21 protein-coding genes are annotated in these 18,461 nt (G+C 66.4%); 20 read left to right on the top strand and 1 reads right to left on the bottom strand.

Annotated elements, in window-relative coordinates; genetic code table 11:
* The first annotated feature begins 96 nt into the window (after nucleotides 1-96).
* From OHA61_RS14985 to tuf, 5 genes are all read left to right on the top strand, one after another.
* Nucleotides 97-4,008: a DNA-directed RNA polymerase subunit beta' gene (locus OHA61_RS14985; RefSeq protein ID WP_406303444.1), complete on the top strand. Its 3,912-nt coding sequence runs from the start codon at nucleotides 97-99 to the stop codon at nucleotides 4,006-4,008.
* Nucleotides 4,009-4,356: 348 nt separating this feature from the next.
* On the top strand, nucleotides 4,357-4,728 hold the full coding sequence (rpsL, locus tag OHA61_RS14980; protein WP_003948652.1) for a 30S ribosomal protein S12: 372 nt from the start codon (nucleotides 4,357-4,359) through the stop codon (nucleotides 4,726-4,728).
* 2 nt (nucleotides 4,729-4,730) lie between these two features.
* On the top strand, nucleotides 4,731-5,201 hold the full coding sequence (gene rpsG / locus OHA61_RS14975; RefSeq protein WP_266479179.1) for a 30S ribosomal protein S7: 471 nt from the start codon (nucleotides 4,731-4,733) through the stop codon (nucleotides 5,199-5,201).
* 38 nt (nucleotides 5,202-5,239) lie between these two features.
* A complete protein-coding gene (gene fusA, locus OHA61_RS14970; protein WP_406303443.1) occupies nucleotides 5,240-7,366 on the top strand; it encodes an elongation factor G in 2,127 nt (708 codons plus the stop codon).
* 162 nt (nucleotides 7,367-7,528) lie between these two features.
* The gene (tuf, locus tag OHA61_RS14965; protein ID WP_266479175.1) at nucleotides 7,529-8,722 is read left to right on the top strand and encodes an elongation factor Tu; all 1,194 of its coding nucleotides are present in this window, start codon (nucleotides 7,529-7,531) and stop codon (nucleotides 8,720-8,722) included.
* Nucleotides 8,723-8,825: 103 nt separating this feature from the next.
* Here tuf and OHA61_RS14960 read toward each other — a convergent pair whose 3' ends face one another.
* Nucleotides 8,826-10,922, bottom strand: a complete 2,097-nt coding sequence (locus tag OHA61_RS14960) for a PIG-L family deacetylase (RefSeq protein ID WP_406303442.1) — start codon at nucleotides 10,920-10,922, stop codon at nucleotides 8,826-8,828.
* A 560-nt stretch (nucleotides 10,923-11,482) separates the two neighbouring features.
* Here OHA61_RS14960 and rpsJ point away from each other — a divergent pair.
* The 15 genes from rpsJ to OHA61_RS14885 all read left to right on the top strand — a co-directional run bounded on the left by rpsJ (nucleotide 11,483) and on the right by OHA61_RS14885 (nucleotide 18,308).
* The gene (rpsJ, locus tag OHA61_RS14955; protein WP_003948644.1) at nucleotides 11,483-11,791 is read left to right on the top strand and encodes a 30S ribosomal protein S10; all 309 of its coding nucleotides are present in this window, start codon (nucleotides 11,483-11,485) and stop codon (nucleotides 11,789-11,791) included.
* A gap of 14 nt (nucleotides 11,792-11,805) precedes the next feature.
* Nucleotides 11,806-12,450 carry a 50S ribosomal protein L3 gene (gene rplC / locus OHA61_RS14950; RefSeq protein WP_324989681.1) on the top strand — a complete coding sequence of 215 codons (645 nt, stop codon included), beginning with the start codon at nucleotides 11,806-11,808 and terminating at the stop codon, nucleotides 12,448-12,450.
* Nucleotides 12,451-12,455: 5 nt separating this feature from the next.
* Complete coding sequence (gene rplD / locus OHA61_RS14945; RefSeq protein ID WP_324989679.1) at nucleotides 12,456-13,106, top strand: 50S ribosomal protein L4; 651 nt, start codon at nucleotides 12,456-12,458, stop codon at nucleotides 13,104-13,106.
* On the top strand, nucleotides 13,106-13,429 hold the full coding sequence (gene rplW, locus OHA61_RS14940) for a 50S ribosomal protein L23 (RefSeq protein ID WP_324989678.1): 324 nt from the start codon (nucleotides 13,106-13,108) through the stop codon (nucleotides 13,427-13,429). Before rplD ends, rplW begins: the two co-directional genes overlap by 1 nt.
* Before the next feature lie 39 nt (nucleotides 13,430-13,468).
* On the top strand, nucleotides 13,469-14,305 hold the full coding sequence (gene rplB / locus OHA61_RS14935) for a 50S ribosomal protein L2 (RefSeq protein ID WP_142214206.1): 837 nt from the start codon (nucleotides 13,469-13,471) through the stop codon (nucleotides 14,303-14,305).
* Between the two features lie 12 nt (nucleotides 14,306-14,317).
* Nucleotides 14,318-14,599, top strand: coding sequence for a 30S ribosomal protein S19 (gene rpsS, locus OHA61_RS14930; protein WP_127356386.1), 282 nt, complete (start codon nucleotides 14,318-14,320; stop codon nucleotides 14,597-14,599).
* A 40-nt stretch (nucleotides 14,600-14,639) separates the two neighbouring features.
* Entirely contained in the window at nucleotides 14,640-14,987 is a 348-nt protein-coding gene (gene rplV, locus OHA61_RS14925) for a 50S ribosomal protein L22 (protein ID WP_004571827.1), read from the top strand.
* On the top strand, nucleotides 14,987-15,832 hold the full coding sequence (gene rpsC, locus OHA61_RS14920) for a 30S ribosomal protein S3 (RefSeq protein WP_328671338.1): 846 nt from the start codon (nucleotides 14,987-14,989) through the stop codon (nucleotides 15,830-15,832). The genes rplV and rpsC overlap by 1 nt, the downstream gene beginning before the upstream one ends.
* Before the next feature lie 5 nt (nucleotides 15,833-15,837).
* A complete protein-coding gene (gene rplP, locus OHA61_RS14915) occupies nucleotides 15,838-16,257 on the top strand; it encodes a 50S ribosomal protein L16 (RefSeq protein ID WP_014047785.1) in 420 nt (139 codons plus the stop codon).
* Nucleotides 16,257-16,481 (top strand): 50S ribosomal protein L29, encoded by a 225-nt coding sequence (gene rpmC, locus OHA61_RS14910; RefSeq protein ID WP_142214203.1) that lies wholly within the window; start codon nucleotides 16,257-16,259, stop codon nucleotides 16,479-16,481. The genes rplP and rpmC overlap by 1 nt, the downstream gene beginning before the upstream one ends.
* Entirely contained in the window at nucleotides 16,481-16,765 is a 285-nt protein-coding gene (gene rpsQ / locus OHA61_RS14905; RefSeq protein ID WP_266479166.1) for a 30S ribosomal protein S17, read from the top strand. The genes rpmC and rpsQ overlap by 1 nt, the downstream gene beginning before the upstream one ends.
* Before the next feature lie 100 nt (nucleotides 16,766-16,865).
* Nucleotides 16,866-17,234: a 50S ribosomal protein L14 gene (gene rplN, locus OHA61_RS14900; RefSeq protein WP_003956455.1), complete on the top strand. Its 369-nt coding sequence runs from the start codon at nucleotides 16,866-16,868 to the stop codon at nucleotides 17,232-17,234.
* 2 nt (nucleotides 17,235-17,236) lie between these two features.
* Nucleotides 17,237-17,560, top strand: a complete 324-nt coding sequence (gene rplX / locus OHA61_RS14895) for a 50S ribosomal protein L24 (protein ID WP_142214201.1) — start codon at nucleotides 17,237-17,239, stop codon at nucleotides 17,558-17,560.
* A complete protein-coding gene (rplE, locus tag OHA61_RS14890; protein ID WP_266479165.1) occupies nucleotides 17,560-18,117 on the top strand; it encodes a 50S ribosomal protein L5 in 558 nt (185 codons plus the stop codon). Before rplX ends, rplE begins: the two co-directional genes overlap by 1 nt.
* A 5-nt stretch (nucleotides 18,118-18,122) precedes the next feature.
* Nucleotides 18,123-18,308, top strand: a complete 186-nt coding sequence (locus tag OHA61_RS14885) for a type Z 30S ribosomal protein S14 (protein ID WP_099500629.1) — start codon at nucleotides 18,123-18,125, stop codon at nucleotides 18,306-18,308.
* Nucleotides 18,309-18,461: the final 153 nt, after the last annotated feature.

Here is an 18,461-nt window from a genome sequence, read left to right as displayed (position 1 = left end):
GGGTCTGGCCGGGACCTCCTCGTGAGGTCCCGGCCCTGCCCCGGACCCGTACAGACCATGATTGAGACACGACCCCGAAAGAGGGATTGACGACAAGTGCTCGACGTCAACTTCTTCGACGAGCTGCGGATCGGCCTTGCCACCGCGGACGACATCCGACAGTGGTCGCACGGCGAGGTCAAGAAGCCGGAGACCATCAACTACCGCACGCTCAAGCCCGAAAAGGACGGACTCTTCTGCGAGAAGATCTTCGGCCCGACCCGGGACTGGGAGTGCTACTGCGGCAAGTACAAGCGTGTCCGCTTCAAGGGCATCATCTGTGAGCGCTGTGGCGTAGAGGTCACCCGCGCCAAGGTGCGCCGTGAGCGGATGGGCCACATTGAGCTGGCCGCGCCCGTCACCCACATCTGGTACTTCAAGGGCGTCCCGTCGCGCCTTGGCTACCTGCTCGACCTCGCGCCGAAGGACCTCGAGAAGGTCATCTACTTCGCCGCGTACATGATCACGTTCGTGGACGAGGAGCGCCGTACGCGCGACCTGCCCTCGCTGGAGGCTCATGTCTCCGTCGAGCGCCAGCAGGTCGAGAACCGCCGCGACGCCGACCTCGAGGCCCGCGCCAAGAAGCTCGAGACCGACCTGGCCGAGCTCGAGGCCGAGGGTGCCAAGGCCGATGTGCGCCGCAAGGTGCGCGAAGGCGCCGAGCGCGAGATGAAGCAGCTGCGCGACCGTGCGCAGCGCGAGATCGACCGTCTCGACGAGGTGTGGAGCCGCTTCAAGAACCTCAAGGTCCAGGACCTGGAGGGTGACGAGCTGCTCTATCGCGAGCTGCGTGACCGCTTCGGCACGTACTTCGACGGCTCGATGGGTGCCGCGGCGCTGCAGAAGCGCCTGGAGTCCTTCGACCTCGAGGAGGAGGCCGAGCGCCTCCGCGAGATCATCCGTACCGGCAAGGGCCAGAAGAAGACCCGTGCGCTCAAGCGCCTCAAGGTCGTCTCCGCGTTCCTGCAGACCAGCAACAGCCCCAAGGGCATGGTGCTCGACTGCGTGCCGGTCATCCCGCCGGACCTGCGTCCGATGGTGCAGCTGGACGGTGGCCGCTTCGCGACCTCCGACCTGAACGACCTGTACCGCCGTGTGATCAACCGCAACAACCGCCTCAAGCGTCTCCTTGACCTCGGTGCCCCCGAGATCATCGTGAACAACGAGAAGCGGATGCTGCAGGAGGCCGTCGACGCGCTGTTCGACAACGGCCGCCGCGGTCGCCCGGTGACCGGTCCCGGTAACCGCCCGCTGAAGTCCCTGAGCGACATGCTCAAGGGCAAGCAGGGCCGCTTCCGTCAGAACCTGCTCGGCAAGCGTGTGGACTACTCCGCGCGTTCCGTCATCGTCGTCGGTCCGCAGCTGAAGCTGCACCAGTGCGGTCTGCCCAAGGCCATGGCGCTGGAGCTCTTCAAGCCGTTCGTGATGAAGCGCCTGGTCGACCTGAACCACGCGCAGAACATCAAGAGCGCCAAGCGGATGGTCGAGCGCGGCCGCACGGTCGTGTACGACGTCCTCGAAGAGGTCATCGCCGAGCACCCGGTTCTGCTGAACCGTGCGCCCACGCTGCACCGCCTCGGCATCCAGGCCTTCGAGCCGCAGCTGGTCGAGGGCAAGGCCATCCAGATCCACCCGCTCGTCTGCACCGCGTTCAACGCGGACTTCGACGGTGACCAGATGGCCGTGCACCTGCCGCTGTCCGCGGAGGCGCAGGCCGAGGCCCGCATCCTGATGCTGTCCTCGAACAACATCCTCAAGCCGGCCGACGGCCGTCCGGTCACCATGCCCACCCAGGACATGGTGCTCGGCCTCTTCTTCCTCACCACGGACGAGGAGGAGCGCGAGGTGCGCGGCGAGGGCCGTGCGTTCAACTCCACCGCCGAGGCGATCATGGCCTTCGACGCCCGGGAGCTCTCGCTCCAGGCGAAGGTCGACATCCGCTTCCCGGTCGGCACGATCCCGCCGCGTGGCTGGACCCCGCCGGTCGCGGAGGAGGGCTCGGACATCGCCGCGGGCGAGTGGCAGCAGGGTGACACCTTCCGGCTGCGTACGACTCTGGGCCGCGCGCTCTTCAACGAGCTGCTGCCCGAGGACTACCCGTTCGTCGACTACACGGTGGGCAAGAAGCAGCTCTCCGAGATCGTCAACGACCTGGCCGAGCGCTACCCCAAGGTCATCGTGGCGGCGACGCTCGACAACCTGAAGGCGGCGGGCTTCTTCTGGGCGACCCGCTCCGGTGTCACCGTGGCCATCTCCGACATCGTGGTCCCCGACGCCAAGAAGGCGATCGTCAAGGGCTACGAGGCGCAGGACGAGAAGGTCCAGAAGCAGTACGAGCGCGGTCTGATCACCAAGCAGGAGCGCACGCAGGAACTCATCACCATCTGGACCAAGGCGACCAACGAGGTTGCCGAGGCGATGAACGCGAACTTCCCGAAGACCAACCCGGTCTCCATGATGGTCAACTCGGGTGCTCGCGGAAACATGATGCAGATGCGTCAGATCGCCGGTATGCGTGGTCTGGTGTCCAACGCCAAGAACGAGACCATCCCGCGGCCCATCAAGGCGTCGTTCCGTGAGGGTCTGTCCGTGCTGGAGTACTTCATCTCCACGCACGGTGCCCGTAAGGGTCTGGCGGACACCGCCCTGCGTACCGCCGACTCGGGTTACCTGACCCGTCGTCTGGTCGACGTCTCGCAGGACGTCATCATCCGCGAGGAGGACTGCGGCACCGACCGCGGTCTGAAGCTCAAGATCGCGGAGCGCGGCGCCGACGGTGTGCTGCGCAAGACCGAGGACGTCGAGACCTCCGTGTACGCGCGGATGCTCGCCGAGGACGTCGTCGTCGACGGCAAGGTCATCGCGCCGGCCAATGTCGACCTGGGTGACGTGCTCATCGACGCCCTGGTGGGCGCCGGTGTCGAGGAGGTCAAGACCCGCTCGGTCCTGACCTGTGAGTCTGCGGTCGGCACCTGTGCCTTCTGCTACGGCCGTTCGCTGGCCACCGGCAAGCTGGTCGACATCGGTGAGGCGGTCGGCATCATCGCCGCCCAGTCCATCGGTGAGCCCGGTACCCAGCTCACGATGCGTACCTTCCACACCGGTGGTGTGGCCGGTGACGACATCACCCAGGGTCTGCCCCGTGTCGTCGAGCTCTTCGAGGCTCGTACGCCCAAGGGTGTCGCCCCGATCTCGGAGGCGGCCGGCCGCATCCGTATCGAGGAGACCGAGAAGACCAAGAAGATCGTCGTCACCCCCGACGACGGCAGCGACGAGACGGCGTTCCCGATCTCGAAGCGTGCCCGTCTGCTGGTGGGCGAGGGCGACCACGTCGAGGTGGGCCAGAAGCTCACCGTGGGTGCCACCAACCCGCACGACGTGCTGCGGATCCTCGGTCAGCGCGCGGTCCAGGTCCACCTGGTCGGCGAGGTCCAGAAGGTCTACAACTCGCAGGGTGTGTCGATCCACGACAAGCACATCGAGATCATCATCCGGCAGATGCTGCGCCGTGTGACGATCATCGAGTCCGGCGACGCGGAACTGCTGCCGGGCGAGCTCGTCGAGCGCTCGAAGTTCGAGACCGAGAACCGTCGTGTGGTCACCGAGGGCGGTCACCCCGCCTCCGGCCGTCCGCAGCTGATGGGTATCACCAAGGCCTCGCTGGCGACCGAGTCGTGGCTGTCCGCGGCGTCCTTCCAGGAGACGACCAGGGTTCTGACCGACGCGGCGATCAACGCCAAGTCGGACTCCCTGATCGGCCTCAAGGAGAACGTCATCATCGGTAAGCTCATCCCGGCCGGTACGGGCCTGTCCCGTTACCGCAACATCCGGGTGGAGCCCACCGAGGAGGCCAAGGCCGCGATGTACTCGGCCGTCGGCTACGACGACATCGACTACTCGCCGTTCGGCACCGGCTCCGGCCAGGCGGTTCCGCTGGAGGACTACGACTACGGTCCGTACAACCAGTAAGCGCTGGGGGTTCCGGGGGCGTCCCCCGGAATGACGCAGCGTACGCCCACAGGGCGGTCATCCCTCGCGGATGGCCGCCCTGTGTCGTACATTGCAGGCTGGTGTGTCCTGCGCGTGTGCATTTGTTTTGACCGGAGCCGATGCGGTAGGTACGCTCTGACCTTGTGCCTGGGGTGTGCCTGGGCTCGTGTGCGTGTCCTCAACCGCATGGCGAGTCCGCGAAAGGCCACCGTAATCTGCGCTCTCTTCCCTTTGCGGGGGAGCCTGCAGCATTCGACACACCCGACCGCGTGGGTCGGCGACGTTCCAGGTTAGTTTCACATACGGCACACAGAAACCGGAGAAGTAGTGCCTACGATCCAGCAGCTGGTCCGGAAGGGCCGGCAGGACAAGGTCGAGAAGAACAAGACGCCCGCGCTCGAGGGTTCTCCTCAGCGCCGCGGCGTCTGCACGCGTGTGTTCACGACCACCCCGAAGAAGCCGAACTCGGCCCTGCGGAAGGTCGCGCGTGTGCGTCTGACCTCCGGCATCGAGGTCACGGCCTACATTCCGGGTGAGGGACACAACCTGCAGGAGCACTCCATCGTGCTCGTGCGTGGTGGCCGTGTGAAGGACCTGCCGGGTGTTCGCTACAAGATCATCCGCGGTTCCCTTGACACCCAGGGTGTCAAGAACCGCAAGCAGGCCCGCAGCCGCTACGGCGCCAAGAAGGAGAAGTAAGAATGCCTCGTAAGGGCCCCGCCCCGAAGCGCCCGGTCATCATCGACCCGGTCTACGGTTCTCCTCTTGTCACGTCGCTGATCAACAAGATCCTGCTCAACGGCAAGCGTTCCACTGCCGAGCGGATCGTCTACGGCGCCATGGAAGGCCTCCGCGAGAAGACCGGCGCTGACCCGGTCATCACGCTGAAGCGCGCTCTCGAGAACGTCAAGCCGACTCTCGAGGTCAAGTCCCGCCGCGTCGGTGGCGCCACCTACCAGGTGCCGATCGAGGTCAAGCCCGGTCGCGCCGGCACCCTCGCGCTCCGCTGGGTCGTGGGTTACTCCCGCGCCCGTCGCGAGAAGACCATGACCGAGCGCCTCATGAACGAACTGCTCGACGCCTCCAACGGCCTCGGCGCTTCGGTCAAGAAGCGTGAGGACACGCACAAGATGGCCGAGTCCAACAAGGCCTTCGCGCACTACCGCTGGTAGTCGCTACCCACATCGAGACCGAGAGAAGATTGAGCCTTATGGCCACCACTTCGCTTGACCTGGCCAAGGTCCGCAACATTGGGATCATGGCCCACATCGACGCGGGCAAGACGACGACCACCGAGCGCATCCTGTTTTACACCGGTGTGAGCTACAAGATCGGTGAGGTCCACGACGGCGCTGCCACGATGGACTGGATGGAGCAGGAGCAGGAGCGCGGCATCACGATCACGTCCGCCGCGACGACCTGTCACTGGCCGCTCGAGGACGTCGATCACACCATCAACATCATCGACACCCCGGGCCACGTCGACTTCACGGTCGAGGTGGAGCGTTCGCTCCGCGTGCTCGACGGTGCCGTCACGGTGTTCGACGGTGTTGCCGGCGTTGAGCCGCAGTCCGAGACCGTCTGGCGTCAGGCGGACCGCTACGGCGTTCCGCGTATCTGCTTCGTCAACAAGCTCGACCGTACCGGCGCCGAGTTCCACCGCTGCGTCGACATGATCGTGGACCGCCTCGGCGCGACCCCGATCGTGATGCAGCTGCCGATCGGTGCCGAGATGGACTTCAAGGGCGTCGTCGACCTCGTTCGTATGAAGGCTCTTGTCTGGTCCGCGGAGGCCACCAAGGGCGAGATGTACGACGTCGTCGACATCCCGGCCACGCACACCGAGGCTGCTGAAGAGTGGCGCGGCAAGCTGGTCGAGACCGTCGCGGAGAACGACGAAGAGATCATGGAGCTGTACCTGGAGGGCGTCGAGCCCACCGAGGAGCAGCTGTACGCCGCGATCCGTCGTATCACCATCGCGTCCGGCAAGGGCGGCGGCACCACCGTCACCCCCGTCTTCTGCGGTACCGCGTTCAAGAACAAGGGCGTGCAGCCCCTGCTCGACGCGGTTGTGCGCTACCTCCCCTCCCCCCTGGACGTCGAAGGCATTGATGGCCACGACGTCAAGGACGCGGAGAAGGTCATCACGCGCAAGCCGTCCGAGGACGAGCCGCTGGCCGCCCTGGCCTTCAAGATCGCGAGCGACCCGCACCTGGGCAAGCTCACCTTCATCCGGGTCTACTCGGGTCGCCTGGAGTCCGGCACCGCTGTGCTGAACCCCACCAAGGGCAAGAAGGAGCGCATCGGCAAGATCTACCGTATGCACGCGAACAAGCGTGAGGAGATCGACGCGGTGGGCGCCGGCGACATCGTCGCCGTCATGGGCCTGAAGCAGACCACCACCGGTGAGACGCTGTGCGACGACAAGAACCCGGTGATCCTGGAGTCCATGGACTTCCCGGCGCCGGTCATCCAGGTCGCGATCGAGCCCAAGTCCAAGGGTGACCAGGAGAAGCTGGGTGTCGCCATCCAGCGTCTCGCGGAGGAGGACCCCTCCTTCCAGGTCCACTCCGACGAGGAGACCGGCCAGACCATCATCGGTGGTATGGGCGAGCTTCACCTCGAGGTGCTCGTCGACCGCATGCGGCGCGAGTTCCGCGTCGAGGCGAACGTCGGCAAGCCGCAGGTCGCGTACCGCGAGACGATCCGCAAGGCCGTCGAGCGTATCGACTACACGCACAAGAAGCAGACCGGTGGTACCGGTCAGTTCGCGAAGGTGCAGATCGCGCTGGAGCCCATCGAGGGCGGCGACGCGACCTACGAGTTCGTGAACAAGGTCACCGGTGGCCGCATCCCCCGTGAGTACATCCCCTCGGTGGACGCGGGTGCGCAGGAAGCCATGCAGTTCGGCATCCTGGCCGGCTACGAGATGGTGGGCGTCCGCGTCACCCTGATCGACGGTGGTTACCACGAGGTCGACTCCTCCGAACTCGCGTTCAAGATCGCTGGTTCGCAGGCGTTCAAGGAGGGTGCCCGCAAGGCGTCCCCCGTGCTCCTCGAGCCGATGATGGCCGTCGAGGTCACCACGCCCGAGGACTACATGGGCGATGTCATCGGCGACCTCAACTCCCGCCGTGGCCAGATTCAGGCCATGGAGGAGCGCAGCGGTGCCCGGGTCGTCAAGGGCCTGGTTCCGCTGTCGGAGATGTTCGGCTACGTCGGAGACCTCCGCAGCAAGACCTCGGGTCGCGCAAGCTACTCGATGCAGTTCGACTCCTACGCCGAGGTTCCGCGGAACGTCGCCGAGGAGATCATCGCGAAGGCCAAGGGCGAGTAACTCTCCCGAGTACACGCTTTAGGCTTGTTACCGGAGCCTGCTGGGGACGTTCCAGCCGTTACGCAAGTATTCGGCCGGAATGTCCCGGGCCCCGGCCATCCAGCAAAGATCACCTGGCGCCGATGAGTAAGGCGTACAGAACCACTCCACAGGAGGACCCCAGTGGCGAAGGCGAAGTTCGAGCGGACTAAGCCGCACGTCAACATCGGCACCATCGGTCACATCGACCACGGTAAGACGACCCTCACGGCCGCCATTACCAAGGTGCTGCATGACGCGTACCCGGACCTGAACGAGGCCTCGGCCTTCGACCAGATCGACAAGGCTCCTGAGGAGCGCCAGCGCGGTATCACGATCTCGATCGCGCACGTCGAGTACCAGACGGAGTCGCGTCACTACGCGCACGTCGACTGCCCCGGTCACGCGGACTACATCAAGAACATGATCACGGGTGCGGCGCAGATGGACGGCGCCATCCTCGTGGTCGCCGCGACCGACGGCCCGATGCCGCAGACCAAGGAGCACGTGCTCCTGGCCCGTCAGGTTGGCGTTCCGTACATCGTTGTCGCCCTGAACAAGGCCGACATGGTGGACGACGAGGAGATCCTGGAGCTCGTCGAGCTCGAGGTCCGCGAGCTGCTCTCCGAGTACGAGTTCCCGGGCGACGACCTTCCGGTCGTCAAGGTCTCGGCGCTCAAGGCGCTCGAGGGTGACAAGGAGTGGGGCCAGACCGTCCTCGACCTGATGAAGGCCGTCGACGAGTCCATCCCGCAGCCCGAGCGTGACGTCGACAAGCCGTTCCTGATGCCGATCGAGGACGTCTTCACGATCACCGGTCGTGGCACCGTCGTCACCGGTCGTATCGAGCGTGGTGTCCTCAAGGTCAACGAGACCGTTGACATCGTGGGCATCAAGCAGGAGAAGACCACCACCACGGTCACCGGCATCGAGATGTTCCGCAAGCTGCTCGACGAGGGCCAGGCCGGTGAGAACGTCGGTCTGCTCCTCCGTGGCATCAAGCGCGAGGACGTCGAGCGCGGCCAGGTCATCATCAAGCCCGGTTCGGTCACGCCGCACACCGAGTTCGAGGCCCAGGCCTACATCCTGTCGAAGGACGAGGGTGGTCGTCACACCCCCTTCTTCAACAACTACCGCCCGCAGTTCTACTTCCGTACCACGGACGTGACCGGCGTTGTGACCCTCCCCGAGGGCACCGAGATGGTCATGCCGGGCGACAACACCACCATGACGGTCAACCTGATTCAGCCGGTCGCCATGGAGGAAGGCCTCAAGTTCGCCATCCGTGAGGGTGGCCGGACTGTGGGCGCCGGCCAGGTCATCAAGATCAACAAGTAATTGCTGATCTGACCTGGTTGCTCCTGGAGCAACAGCTGGGGCCCCGCACTTCGGTGCGGGGCCCCTTTGCTGTGTCTGTCTGTCTGCCTGCGCTGAAGCCGGATCAGCCGGCGGTTCCTGCCTCGGGCTGCCAGGTCCAGGGGTGCGCGTCTGCCCCCAGGCCCACCACGGTGGCGCCCGAGCGGCCTATGTGGAGGGCGGGCGCGTCCAGTGCCGCCATGCCCCGAGTGCGTGTCAGAAGCCTTCTGCCCGTGCGCAGTTGGAGCTGGCCGCGGGTGTCCTTGCCGAGCAGTACCGGGCCGCCGGGCGTCGCTGCCGCGCTCACCGGGCCGTAGCCGGCGAAGCCCTCCTTGCGGGGCCGCGCGGGGGTGCCCCCGGCGCGTACGGCCATCACGGCCCGGGCCGTCGGCCTGCGGTAGTACAGCTCTATGCCGCCGTCGTGGGTCGGCAGCGGGGCGATCGGGTCTCCGGGCACCGGCAGGCCCCCGTCCGCGCGGTAGGTGAGCGGCAGGCCCATCGTGTCCTGCGTCCAGTGGTGGACGCCCTCGCGGCCCGCGGCGAAGACATGGACCCGGCCGGCGCGGTCCACGACCGTCGACAGACCGTCCTGGATCTCCTCGCCGCCGAGGTCGCGCCAGCGGTCCCAGTCCCCTGAGGTGTCGCGGACCCGTGTGCTGATGCCCTTGTCGGCGTTGCGGACGAAGAGATGGACCCGGCCGTCGGGGGCCGCGACGGCGACCGGGACGCCGATGCGGCGGCCGCGGTCGTCGCCCCGCTCGGGGTTGCCGAGCCCCTTCCAGGCAAGGAACGTGCCGCCGGGGGAGCCCTGCTCCAGCAGGACGACCTCGCGCCGGTTGGGCCCGCCGCGGCCGCCGAGTTCGGCGAAGCGCAGCGCGAACAGCAACTGGCGGCCGTCCTTCAGCGTTGCGCCGCCGAGCGCGGGCGCGAGCGGGCCGCCGCCGAGGTCGTCCGGGTTGCTCCATTGCCCGCTGCCCGGCCTGGTCTCGCGCCAGCGGACCGCACGCAGCCCGAGCACCCCGTAGGCGACCAGCCGGCCGGACGGCTCGGCGGCGACGACGGTGCGGGCGCCGGGGTGGCGGTAGTGGGTGGAGCGGACCCAGCCCTTCTTGTTCTGGAGCGGACGGATGCCGCCGACGCTGTAGTCGCCGCAGCCGGACGAGTTGCCGCACTGCCACCGCGGGTCGCCGCCGTACGGGACGAGGTTCTGGGCCTTCTCCTTGAGCACCGCGGCCGGGAGGTTCTTGGGCCAGTGCCGGTTGTAGTAGCCGCGGAAGGCGGTGGCGACGAAGGCGGGCACATGGCCGCCGTCCTTCGTCGCACGGGCGACCCAGCGGACCATGGCGGCCCAGCTGAAGGAGGCGACCGCGGTGTGGTCGCCGTGATCCGAGTAGCCGCGCTGCTCGCTGTCCTTCTTGCGGGTGGCCTCGTCGCTGTGCTGGATGTCCGGGTCGGGGTCCAGGGTCTGGATCACGGTCGGCCGGTACTGCTCCATCAGCCCGACCAGTACGTCGACGAGCGTGTCGTAGTCGTACGAGACGGCCCGGCGCAGCGGGGAGTCGGCGGCGACGACGGTGGTCAGCCCCAGCGCCCGGTCCTGCCACAGGCTGGGCAGGGCCATGTACCGGCGCCTGGTGTGCATGGGGAGGTTGAGGAAGATCAGCTCGACCCTGCGGTAGCCGTTGACGAGGGTGTTGATCTCGGCACGGTGGCCGCCCTGCAGCGGGGCGACGTCCTTGGTCCACTCGGTGAACCTGCCGAGCCCGAGCAGGGACGCGTAGGCCTGGCGCAGGCCCTGGTGACGGGCCGAGGAGTAGGCGGCCTTGTCCGCCGGGTCGTTCGGGTTGCCGGGTATGTGGTTGATGCCCTCGTGCTCGCCCGCGGTGACGTACACGCAGACCAGCGGAACCCCGGCGTCCAGCATCCGCTGGGTGTCGGGGTTCATGAAGTACAGATCGTCGTCGGGATGGGCGAGTATCTGCATCAGCTGCGCCCGCCGGGAGCTGGCGATGGGAATGCCGGGTGCGGGGTCCGCGGTCGGGTAGGAGCGCCGCTGGGCGGGTACGGAGCAGGAGCTGAGAGCGGCGGCCGCGGCGACGGCGGCTGTGGCGCTGACCACATTCCGTCTGCTCGGGCCGCTCAGGCGCGCGGCAGCCGCCCCCCGGGCATGCGCGATGTTCATCTGTCCCGCTCCGTCCGCTTCCCCCGCAGCGGGCAGACAGGCCCCCCTTGCTGCGTACTCTCACACTCAGATATGGGCGGCCGGGCTGGTCACAGGCCGTCCGCGCTCAGCAAGACGGCCGATCGACACGCGAGGTTGCCTCGCGTCGCAGGGGCGTGGGTGAGAAGCGGATCAGTGGGGTACTCTCTCCGGCCACGATTGGCCAGGGGTCTGCCCCATATGGCACACTAGCCAGGTTGCTCGGTTGAGTGCCGATGCTGCGCGCCTCCCGTCGGGAGGACCGGAAGCGAGTCCCACAGTACTCGTCGCCCCATCTGCCGTAAGGCAGCGCTGGAGCGGACGTACGGGAATCTTCCGGGAAGTGTCAGCGGGGTACCGGCCAGGCACTCGGTGGGTGTTCTTCCCCCGATGCGCGGCTACGGCCCGCACCCCCTTGGTTGGGAAATCCTTCGGGAGATCTTCGTAGAGGGAGTGCGACACGCCCGACCGCGTGGGTCGGAGAAGAATGTAGTACCCGCCGAGTTCCAGAGCGTTACGAGAGACAGGACTACTGAGTAGCCATGGCGGGACAGAAGATCCGCATCCGGCTCAAGGCCTACGACCACGAGGTCATCGACTCTTCGGCGAAGAAGATCGTCGAGACGGTGACCCGCACTGGTGCGTCGGTTGCAGGCCCGGTGCCGCTGCCCACTGAGAAGAACGTGTACTGCGTCATCAAGTCGCCGCACAAGTACAAGGACTCGCGCGAGCACTTCGAGATGCGCACGCACAAGCGCCTGATCGACATCCTCGACCCGACGCCCAAGACCGTTGACTCGTTGATGCGCCTGGACCTTCCGGCCGGCGTCGACATCGAGATCAAGCTCTGAGAGGCGCGGAAGAGATGGCTAAGCAGATCAAGGGCATCCTGGGCGAGAAGCTCGGCATGACCCAGGTCTGGGACGAGAACAACCGTGTCGTCCCGGTGACTGTGGTCAAGGCCGGTCCGAACGTTGTGACCCAGGTCCGTACGAATGACGTCGACGGCTACGAGTCGGTCCAGATCGCCTTCGGCGAGATTGACCCGCGCAAGGTGAACAAGCCCCTCAAGGGCCACTTCGCCAAGGCCGACGTGACCCCCCGCCGCCACCTGGTGGAGCTCCGCACCTCCGACGCCGGCGAGTACACGCTCGGCCAGGAGATCACTGCCGAGGTGTTCGAGTCCGGCGTCAAGGTTGACGTCACGGGCAAGAGCAAGGGCAAGGGCTTCGCCGGTGTCATGAAGCGTCACAACTTCAAGGGCCTCGGCGCCGGTCACGGCACCCAGCGCAAGCACCGCTCGCCCGGTTCCATCGGTGGCTGCGCCACCCCTGGGCGTGTCTTCAAGGGCATGCGCATGGCGGGCCGCATGGGTAACGAGCGGGTCACCACCCAGAACCTGACCATCCACGCGGTTGACGCGGAGAAGGGCCTGCTGCTCATCAAGGGCGCGGTTCCTGGTCCGAACGGCGGCCTCGTCCTCGTCCGCACTGCGGCCAAGGGGGTCTGAGGACTATGAGCACCATTGACATTCTGTCGCCCTCCGGCGACAAGTCCGGGACCGTCGAGCTCCCGGCCGAGATCTTCGACGCCAAGGTCAGCATCCCGCTGCTCCACCAGGTCGTCGTCGCGCAGCTGGCCGCCGCCCGTCAGGGCACGCACAAGGTCAAGCGTCGTGGCGAGGTCCGTGGTGGTGGCAAGAAGCCTTACCGCCAGAAGGGCACCGGCCGCGCGCGCCAGGGTTCGACCCGTGCGCCGCAGTTCGCCGGCGGTGGCGTCGTCCACGGCCCCACGCCGCGCGACTACTCGCAGCGGACCCCCAAGAAGATGAAGGCCGCCGCCCTGCGCGGTGCCCTCTCCGACCGGGCCCGCAACAGCCGTATCCACGTCGTCACCGGCGTGGTCGACGGTGGCGTCTCCACGAAGGCCGCGAAGACCCTGCTGGGCAAGATCAGCGAGCGCAAGCACGTGCTCCTGGTTGTCGAGCGGGCCGACGAGGCCGCGTGGCTCTCCGCCCGCAACCTGCCCCAGGTGCACCTCCTGGAGCCGGGCCAGCTGAACACGTACGACGTGCTCGTCTCCGACGACGTGGTCTTCACCCAGGCCGCCTTCGAGTCCTTCGTGTCTGGCCCCAAGGCCGCTGAGACCGAAGGGAGCGACGCCTGATGTCCGAGGCGACCGTAACCAGCAAGACCTACTCGGACCCGCGTGACGTTCTCGTCAAGCCGGTTGTCTCCGAGAAGAGCTACGCCCTGCTCGACGAGAACAAGTACACGTTCATCGTCGCGCCCGGCTCCAACAAGACCCAGATCAAGCAGGCCGTCGAGGCGGTCTTCTCGGTCAAGGTCACCGGGGTCAACACGATCAACCGTCAGGGTAAGCGCAAGCGCACCAAGACCGGTTTCGGCAAGCGCGCCAACACCAAGCGCGCCATCGTGACCCTCGCTGAGGGCGACCGAATCGACATCTTCGGCGGCCCGACCTCCTGACGGAGGTCGAGTCGTCCGGAATCGGACGAGGACTGAGAAATGGGTATCCGCAAGTACAAGCCGACGACCCCGGGCCGTCGTGGCTCCAGCGTCGCCGACTTTGTCGAGATCACGCGGTCCACGCCGGAGAAGTCGCTGGTCCGCCCCCTGCACAGCAAGGGCGGCCGTAACAACACCGGTCGTGTGACCGTCCGTCACCAGGGCGGTGGCCACAAGCGCGCCTACCGCGTGATCGACTTCCGTCGTCACGACAAGGACGGCGTGCCGGCCAAGGTCGCTCACATCGAGTACGACCCGAACCGCACCGCGCGCATCGCGCTTCTGCACTACGCAGACGGCGAGAAGCGCTACATCATCGCACCGCGTGGCCTGTCGCAGGGTGACCGTGTCGAGAACGGCCCGGCCGCCGACATCAAGCCCGGCAACAACCTGGCGCTGCGCAACATCCCGGTCGGTACGACCATCCACGCCATCGAGCTGCGGCCCGGCGGCGGCGCGAAGTTCGCCCGCTCCGCGGGTGCCTCCGTGCAGCTGCTGGCGAAGGAGGGCCAGATGGCCCACCTGCGCATGCCGTCCGGCGAGATTCGCCTGGTCGACGTCCGCTGCCGCGCCACCATCGGCGAGGTCGGCAACGCCGAGCAGTCGAACATCAACTGGGGCAAGGCCGGCCGTCTGCGCTGGAAGGGCGTCCGCCCGACCGTCCGCGGTGTCGCCATGAACCCGGTCGACCACCCGCACGGTGGTGGTGAGGGCAAGACCTCCGGTGGTCGCCACCCGGTCAGCCCGTGGGGTCAGAAGGAGGGTCGTACTCGTTCTCCCAAGAAGGCGAGCAACAAGTACATCGTCCGCCGCCGCAAGACGAACAAGAAGCGCTAGGAGCGGGTTTAGATGCCGCGCAGTCTCAAGAAGGGGCCCTTCGTCGACGACCACCTCATCAAGAAGGTGGACGTACAGAACGAAGCAGGCACCAAGAACGTCATCAAGACCTGGTCCCGTCGCTCGATGATCATCCCGGCCATGCTCGGCCACACGATCGCGGTGCACAACGGCAAGATCCACGTCCCGGTGTTCGTCACCGAGTCGATGGTCGGCCACAAGCTCGGCGAGTTCTCGCCGACTCGCACCTTCCGCGGCCACGTCAAGGACGACCGGAAGTCGAAGCGCCGCTAACGCGGGGTGACTGACTATGACTTACACCGAAGGGACAACCATGGAAGCCAGGGCCCAGGCGCGGTACATCCGCGTCACGCCCATGAAGGCCCGCCGAGTGGTGGACCTCATCCGTGGCATGGATGCCACGGAGGCTCAGGCGGTCCTGCGTTTCGCCCCGCAGGCCGCGAGCGTGCCGGTCGGCAAGGTGCTGGACAGCGCCATTGCCAACGCCGCGCACAACTACGACCACACCGACGCCTCTTCGCTGGTTATCAGCGAGGCGTACGTGGACGAGGGCCCGACCCTGAAGCGGTTCCGACCGCGTGCTCAGGGCCGTGCCTACCGGATCCGTAAGCGGACCAGCCACATCACCGTGGTCGTCAGCAGCAAGGAAGGAACCCGGTAATGGGCCAGAAGGTTAACCCGCATGGGTTCCGGCTCGGCATCACCACGGACTTCAAGTCCCGTTGGTACGCCGACAAGCTGTACAAGGACTACGTCAAGGAAGACGTCGCCATTCGTCGCATGATGACGAAGGGCATGGAGCGAGCCGGTATCTCGAAGGTTGAGATCGAGCGCACCCGCGACCGCGTCCGCGTTGACATCCACACCGCCCGCCCGGGCATCGTCATCGGTCGCCGTGGCGCCGAGGCCGACCGCATCCGCGGCGAGCTGGAGAAGCTGACCGGCAAGCAGGTCCAGCTGAACATCCTCGAGGTCAAGAACCCCGAGGTGGACGCTCAGCTGGTGGCCCAGGCCGTCGCCGAGCAGCTCTCCTCCCGCGTCTCCTTCCGTCGCGCCATGCGTAAGAGCATGCAGGGCACGATGAAGGCCGGCGCCAAGGGCATCAAGATCCAGTGCGGTGGCCGTCTCGGCGGCGCCGAGATGTCCCGCTCGGAGTTCTACCGCGAGGGCCGCGTGCCCCTGCACACGCTCCGTGCGAACGTCGACTACGGCTTCTTCGAGGCCAAGACGACCTTCGGCCGTATCGGTGTGAAGGTCTGGATCTACAAGGGCGACGTCAAGAACATCGCCGAGGTCCGCGCCGAGAACGCCGCTGCCCGCGCCGGCAACCGTCCGGCCCGAGGCGGCACCGACCGCCCGGCCGGCCGCGGTGGCCGCGGTGGCGAGCGTGGTGGCGGTCGCGGCCGCAAGCCGCAGCAGTCCGCGCCGGCAGCCGAGGCCCCCAAGGCCGAGGCTCCCGCCGCTGCCGCTGCTCCGGCTGCTGAGAGCACCGGAACGGAGGCCTGACCGACATGCTGATCCCCCGTAGGGTCAAGCACCGCAAGCAGCACCACCCCAAGCGCAGCGGTATGTCCAAGGGTGGTACGCAGGTTGCGTTCGGCGAGTACGGCATTCAGGCCCTCACTCCGGCGTACGTGACCAACCGCCAGATCGAGGCGGCTCGTATCGCGATGACCCGCCACATCAAGCGTGGCGGCAAGGTCTGGATCAACATCTACCCGGACCGTCCGCTGACGAAGAAGCCTGCCGAGACCCGCATGGGTTCCGGTAAGGGTTCCCCGGAGTGGTGGATCGCGAACGTCAAGCCCGGTCGGGTGATGTTCGAGCTGTCCTACCCGAACGAGAAGATTGCGCGTGAGGCGCTTACCCGCGCTGCTCACAAGCTTCCGATGAAGTGCCGGATCGTTCGGCGCGAGGCAGGTGAGTCGTGATGTCTACCGGTACCAAGGCGTCCGAGCTGCGCGAACTGGGCAACGAGGAGCTTGTTGCCAAGCTCCGCGAGGCCAAGGAAGAGCTGTTCAACCTCCGCTTCCAGGCGGCAACCGGTCAGCTCGAGAACCACGGTCGGCTGAAGGCCGTCCGGAAGGACATCGCGCGGATCTACACCCTGATGCGTGAGCGCGAGCTGGGCATCGAGACGGTGGAGAGCGCCTGATGAGCGAGAGCAACGTGACTGAGAACAAGATCGACCGCGGATTCCGCAAGACCCGTGAGGGTCTGGTCGTCAGCGACAAGATGGACAAGACCGTCGTCGTCGCCGTCGAGGACCGCGTGAAGCACGCGCTGTACGGCAAGGTCATCCGCCGTACGAACAAGCTCAAGGCGCACGACGAGCAGAACGCTGCCGGCGTCGGCGACCGCGTCCTCATCATGGAGACGCGTCCGCTGTCGGCGACCAAGCGCTGGCGCATCGTCGAGATCCTCGAGAAGGCCAAGTAATTACTTGAAGGGGTAACCCTTCGAGTCAGTTCCGCCAGGCTCGGCCGGGGCTGTCCAGTACAGCCCCGGCCGGGAACCGGCAGACAAACAGGAGATAGACGTGATCCAGCAGGAGTCGCGACTGCGTGTCGCCGACAACACTGGTGCCAAGGAGATCCTTTGCATCCGTGTTCTCGGTGGCTCCGGTCGCCGCTACGCGGGCATCGGTGACGTCATCGTTGCCACCGTCAAGGACGCGATCCCCGGTGGCAACGTGAAGAAGGGTGACGTCGTCAAGGCGGTCATCGTTCGCACCGTCAAGGAGCGCCGCCGCCAGGACGGCTCGTACATCCGCTTCGACGAGAACGCCGCTGTCATTCTGAAGAACGACGGCGACCCTCGCGGCACCCGTATCTTCGGCCCCGTGGGCCGTGAGCTGCGCGAGAAGAAGTTCATGAAGATCATCTCGCTCGCGCCGGAGGTGCTGTAAGCATGAAGATCAAGAAGGGCGACCTGGTTCAGGTCATCACCGGCAAGGACAAGGGCAAGCAGGGCAAGGTCATCGCGGCCTTCCCCCGTGAGGACCGCGTCCTGGTCGAGGGTGTCAACCGGGTCAAGAAGCACACCAAGGCCGGTCAGACCGCTCGCGGTTCGCAGACCGGTGGCATCGTCACGACCGAGGCCCCTGTCCACGTGAGCAACGTTCAGCTCGTCGTGGAGAAGGACGGCAACAAGGTCGTCACGCGCGTCGGTTACCGCTTCGACGACGAGGGCAACAAGATCCGCGTTGCCAAGCGGACGGGTGAGGACATCTGATGGCTACCACCACCACTCCGCGTCTGAAGACGAAGTACCGCGAGGAGATCGCGGGCAAGCTGCGTGAGGAGTTCTCGTTCGAGAACGTCATGCAGATCCCCGGCCTCGTCAAGATCGTGGTCAACATGGGTGTGGGCGACGCCGCCCGCGACTCCAAGCTGATCGACGGCGCGATTCGCGACCTCACCACGATCACCGGCCAGAAGCCGGCCGTCACCAAGGCCCGTAAGTCCATCGCGCAGTTCAAGCTGCGCGAGGGCCAGCCGATCGGCTGCCACGTCACGCTTCGTGGCGACCGCATGTGGGAGTTCCTGGACCGCACCCTGTCGCTCGCGCTTCCGCGCATCCGCGACTTCCGTGGTCTGTCCCCCAAGCAGTTCGACGGCCGTGGCAACTACACCTTCGGTCTCACGGAGCAGGTCATGTTCCACGAGATCGACCAGGACAAGATCGACCGCGTCCGGGGTATGGACATCACCGTGGTCACCACGGCGACCAACGACGCTGAGGGCCGCGCGCTCCTTCGTCACCTCGGCTTCCCCTTCAAGGAGGCGTAAGCGAGATGGCGAAGAAGGCTCTAGTTGCCAAGGCTGCTCGTAAGCCCAAGTTCGGTGTGCGTGCGTACACCCGCTGCCAGCGCTGCGGTCGTCCCCACTCCGTGTACCGCAAGTTCGGCCTGTGCCGCGTGTGCCTTCGTGAGATGGCTCACCGTGGCGAGCTGCCGGGCGTGACCAAGAGCTCCTGGTAATTCCCTACTTGGGAATTACCGGAGGCTCTCGGTAAGTATCTGGTCGGCGGGAGCCCTCCTTCACATGCCGTAGGCTTGTGGGGTTGGGCGCCCGCCGCCCTGACCGACTTACTACGCCGTAGGTCCCCGCACCGCACCCGTCCCGCCACTGAG

The organism is Streptomyces sp. NBC_00885, assembly GCF_045207475.1.
GTDB lineage: Bacteria > Actinomycetota > Actinomycetes > Streptomycetales > Streptomycetaceae > Streptomyces.
This window is presented reverse-complemented; position numbering and strand designations above follow the sequence as displayed.

Excerpts from the sequence above, each read along its gene's own strand:
- rpsG (WP_266479179.1), top strand. The coding sequence starts at position 4,731 with ATGCCTCGTAAGGGCCCCGCCCCGAAGCGCCCGGTCATCATCGACCCG.
- fusA (WP_406303443.1), top strand. The coding sequence starts at position 5,240 with ATGGCCACCACTTCGCTTGACCTGGCCAAGGTCCGCAACATTGGGATC.
- OHA61_RS14960 (WP_406303442.1), bottom strand. The coding sequence starts at position 10,922 with ATGAACATCGCGCATGCCCGGGGGGCGGCTGCCGCGCGCCTGAGCGGC.
- rpsJ (WP_003948644.1), top strand. The coding sequence starts at position 11,483 with ATGGCGGGACAGAAGATCCGCATCCGGCTCAAGGCCTACGACCACGAG.
- rplC (WP_324989681.1), top strand. The coding sequence starts at position 11,806 with ATGGCTAAGCAGATCAAGGGCATCCTGGGCGAGAAGCTCGGCATGACC.
- rplD (WP_324989679.1), top strand. The coding sequence starts at position 12,456 with ATGAGCACCATTGACATTCTGTCGCCCTCCGGCGACAAGTCCGGGACC.
- rplW (WP_324989678.1), top strand. The coding sequence starts at position 13,106 with ATGTCCGAGGCGACCGTAACCAGCAAGACCTACTCGGACCCGCGTGAC.
- rplB (WP_142214206.1), top strand. The coding sequence starts at position 13,469 with ATGGGTATCCGCAAGTACAAGCCGACGACCCCGGGCCGTCGTGGCTCC.
- rpsS (WP_127356386.1), top strand. The coding sequence starts at position 14,318 with ATGCCGCGCAGTCTCAAGAAGGGGCCCTTCGTCGACGACCACCTCATC.
- rplV (WP_004571827.1), top strand. The coding sequence starts at position 14,640 with ATGGAAGCCAGGGCCCAGGCGCGGTACATCCGCGTCACGCCCATGAAG.
- rpsC (WP_328671338.1), top strand. The coding sequence starts at position 14,987 with ATGGGCCAGAAGGTTAACCCGCATGGGTTCCGGCTCGGCATCACCACG.
- rplP (WP_014047785.1), top strand. The coding sequence starts at position 15,838 with ATGCTGATCCCCCGTAGGGTCAAGCACCGCAAGCAGCACCACCCCAAG.
- rpmC (WP_142214203.1), top strand. The coding sequence starts at position 16,257 with ATGTCTACCGGTACCAAGGCGTCCGAGCTGCGCGAACTGGGCAACGAG.
- rpsQ (WP_266479166.1), top strand. The coding sequence starts at position 16,481 with ATGAGCGAGAGCAACGTGACTGAGAACAAGATCGACCGCGGATTCCGC.
- rplX (WP_142214201.1), top strand. The coding sequence starts at position 17,237 with ATGAAGATCAAGAAGGGCGACCTGGTTCAGGTCATCACCGGCAAGGAC.
- rplE (WP_266479165.1), top strand. The coding sequence starts at position 17,560 with ATGGCTACCACCACCACTCCGCGTCTGAAGACGAAGTACCGCGAGGAG.
- OHA61_RS14885 (WP_099500629.1), top strand. The coding sequence starts at position 18,123 with ATGGCGAAGAAGGCTCTAGTTGCCAAGGCTGCTCGTAAGCCCAAGTTC.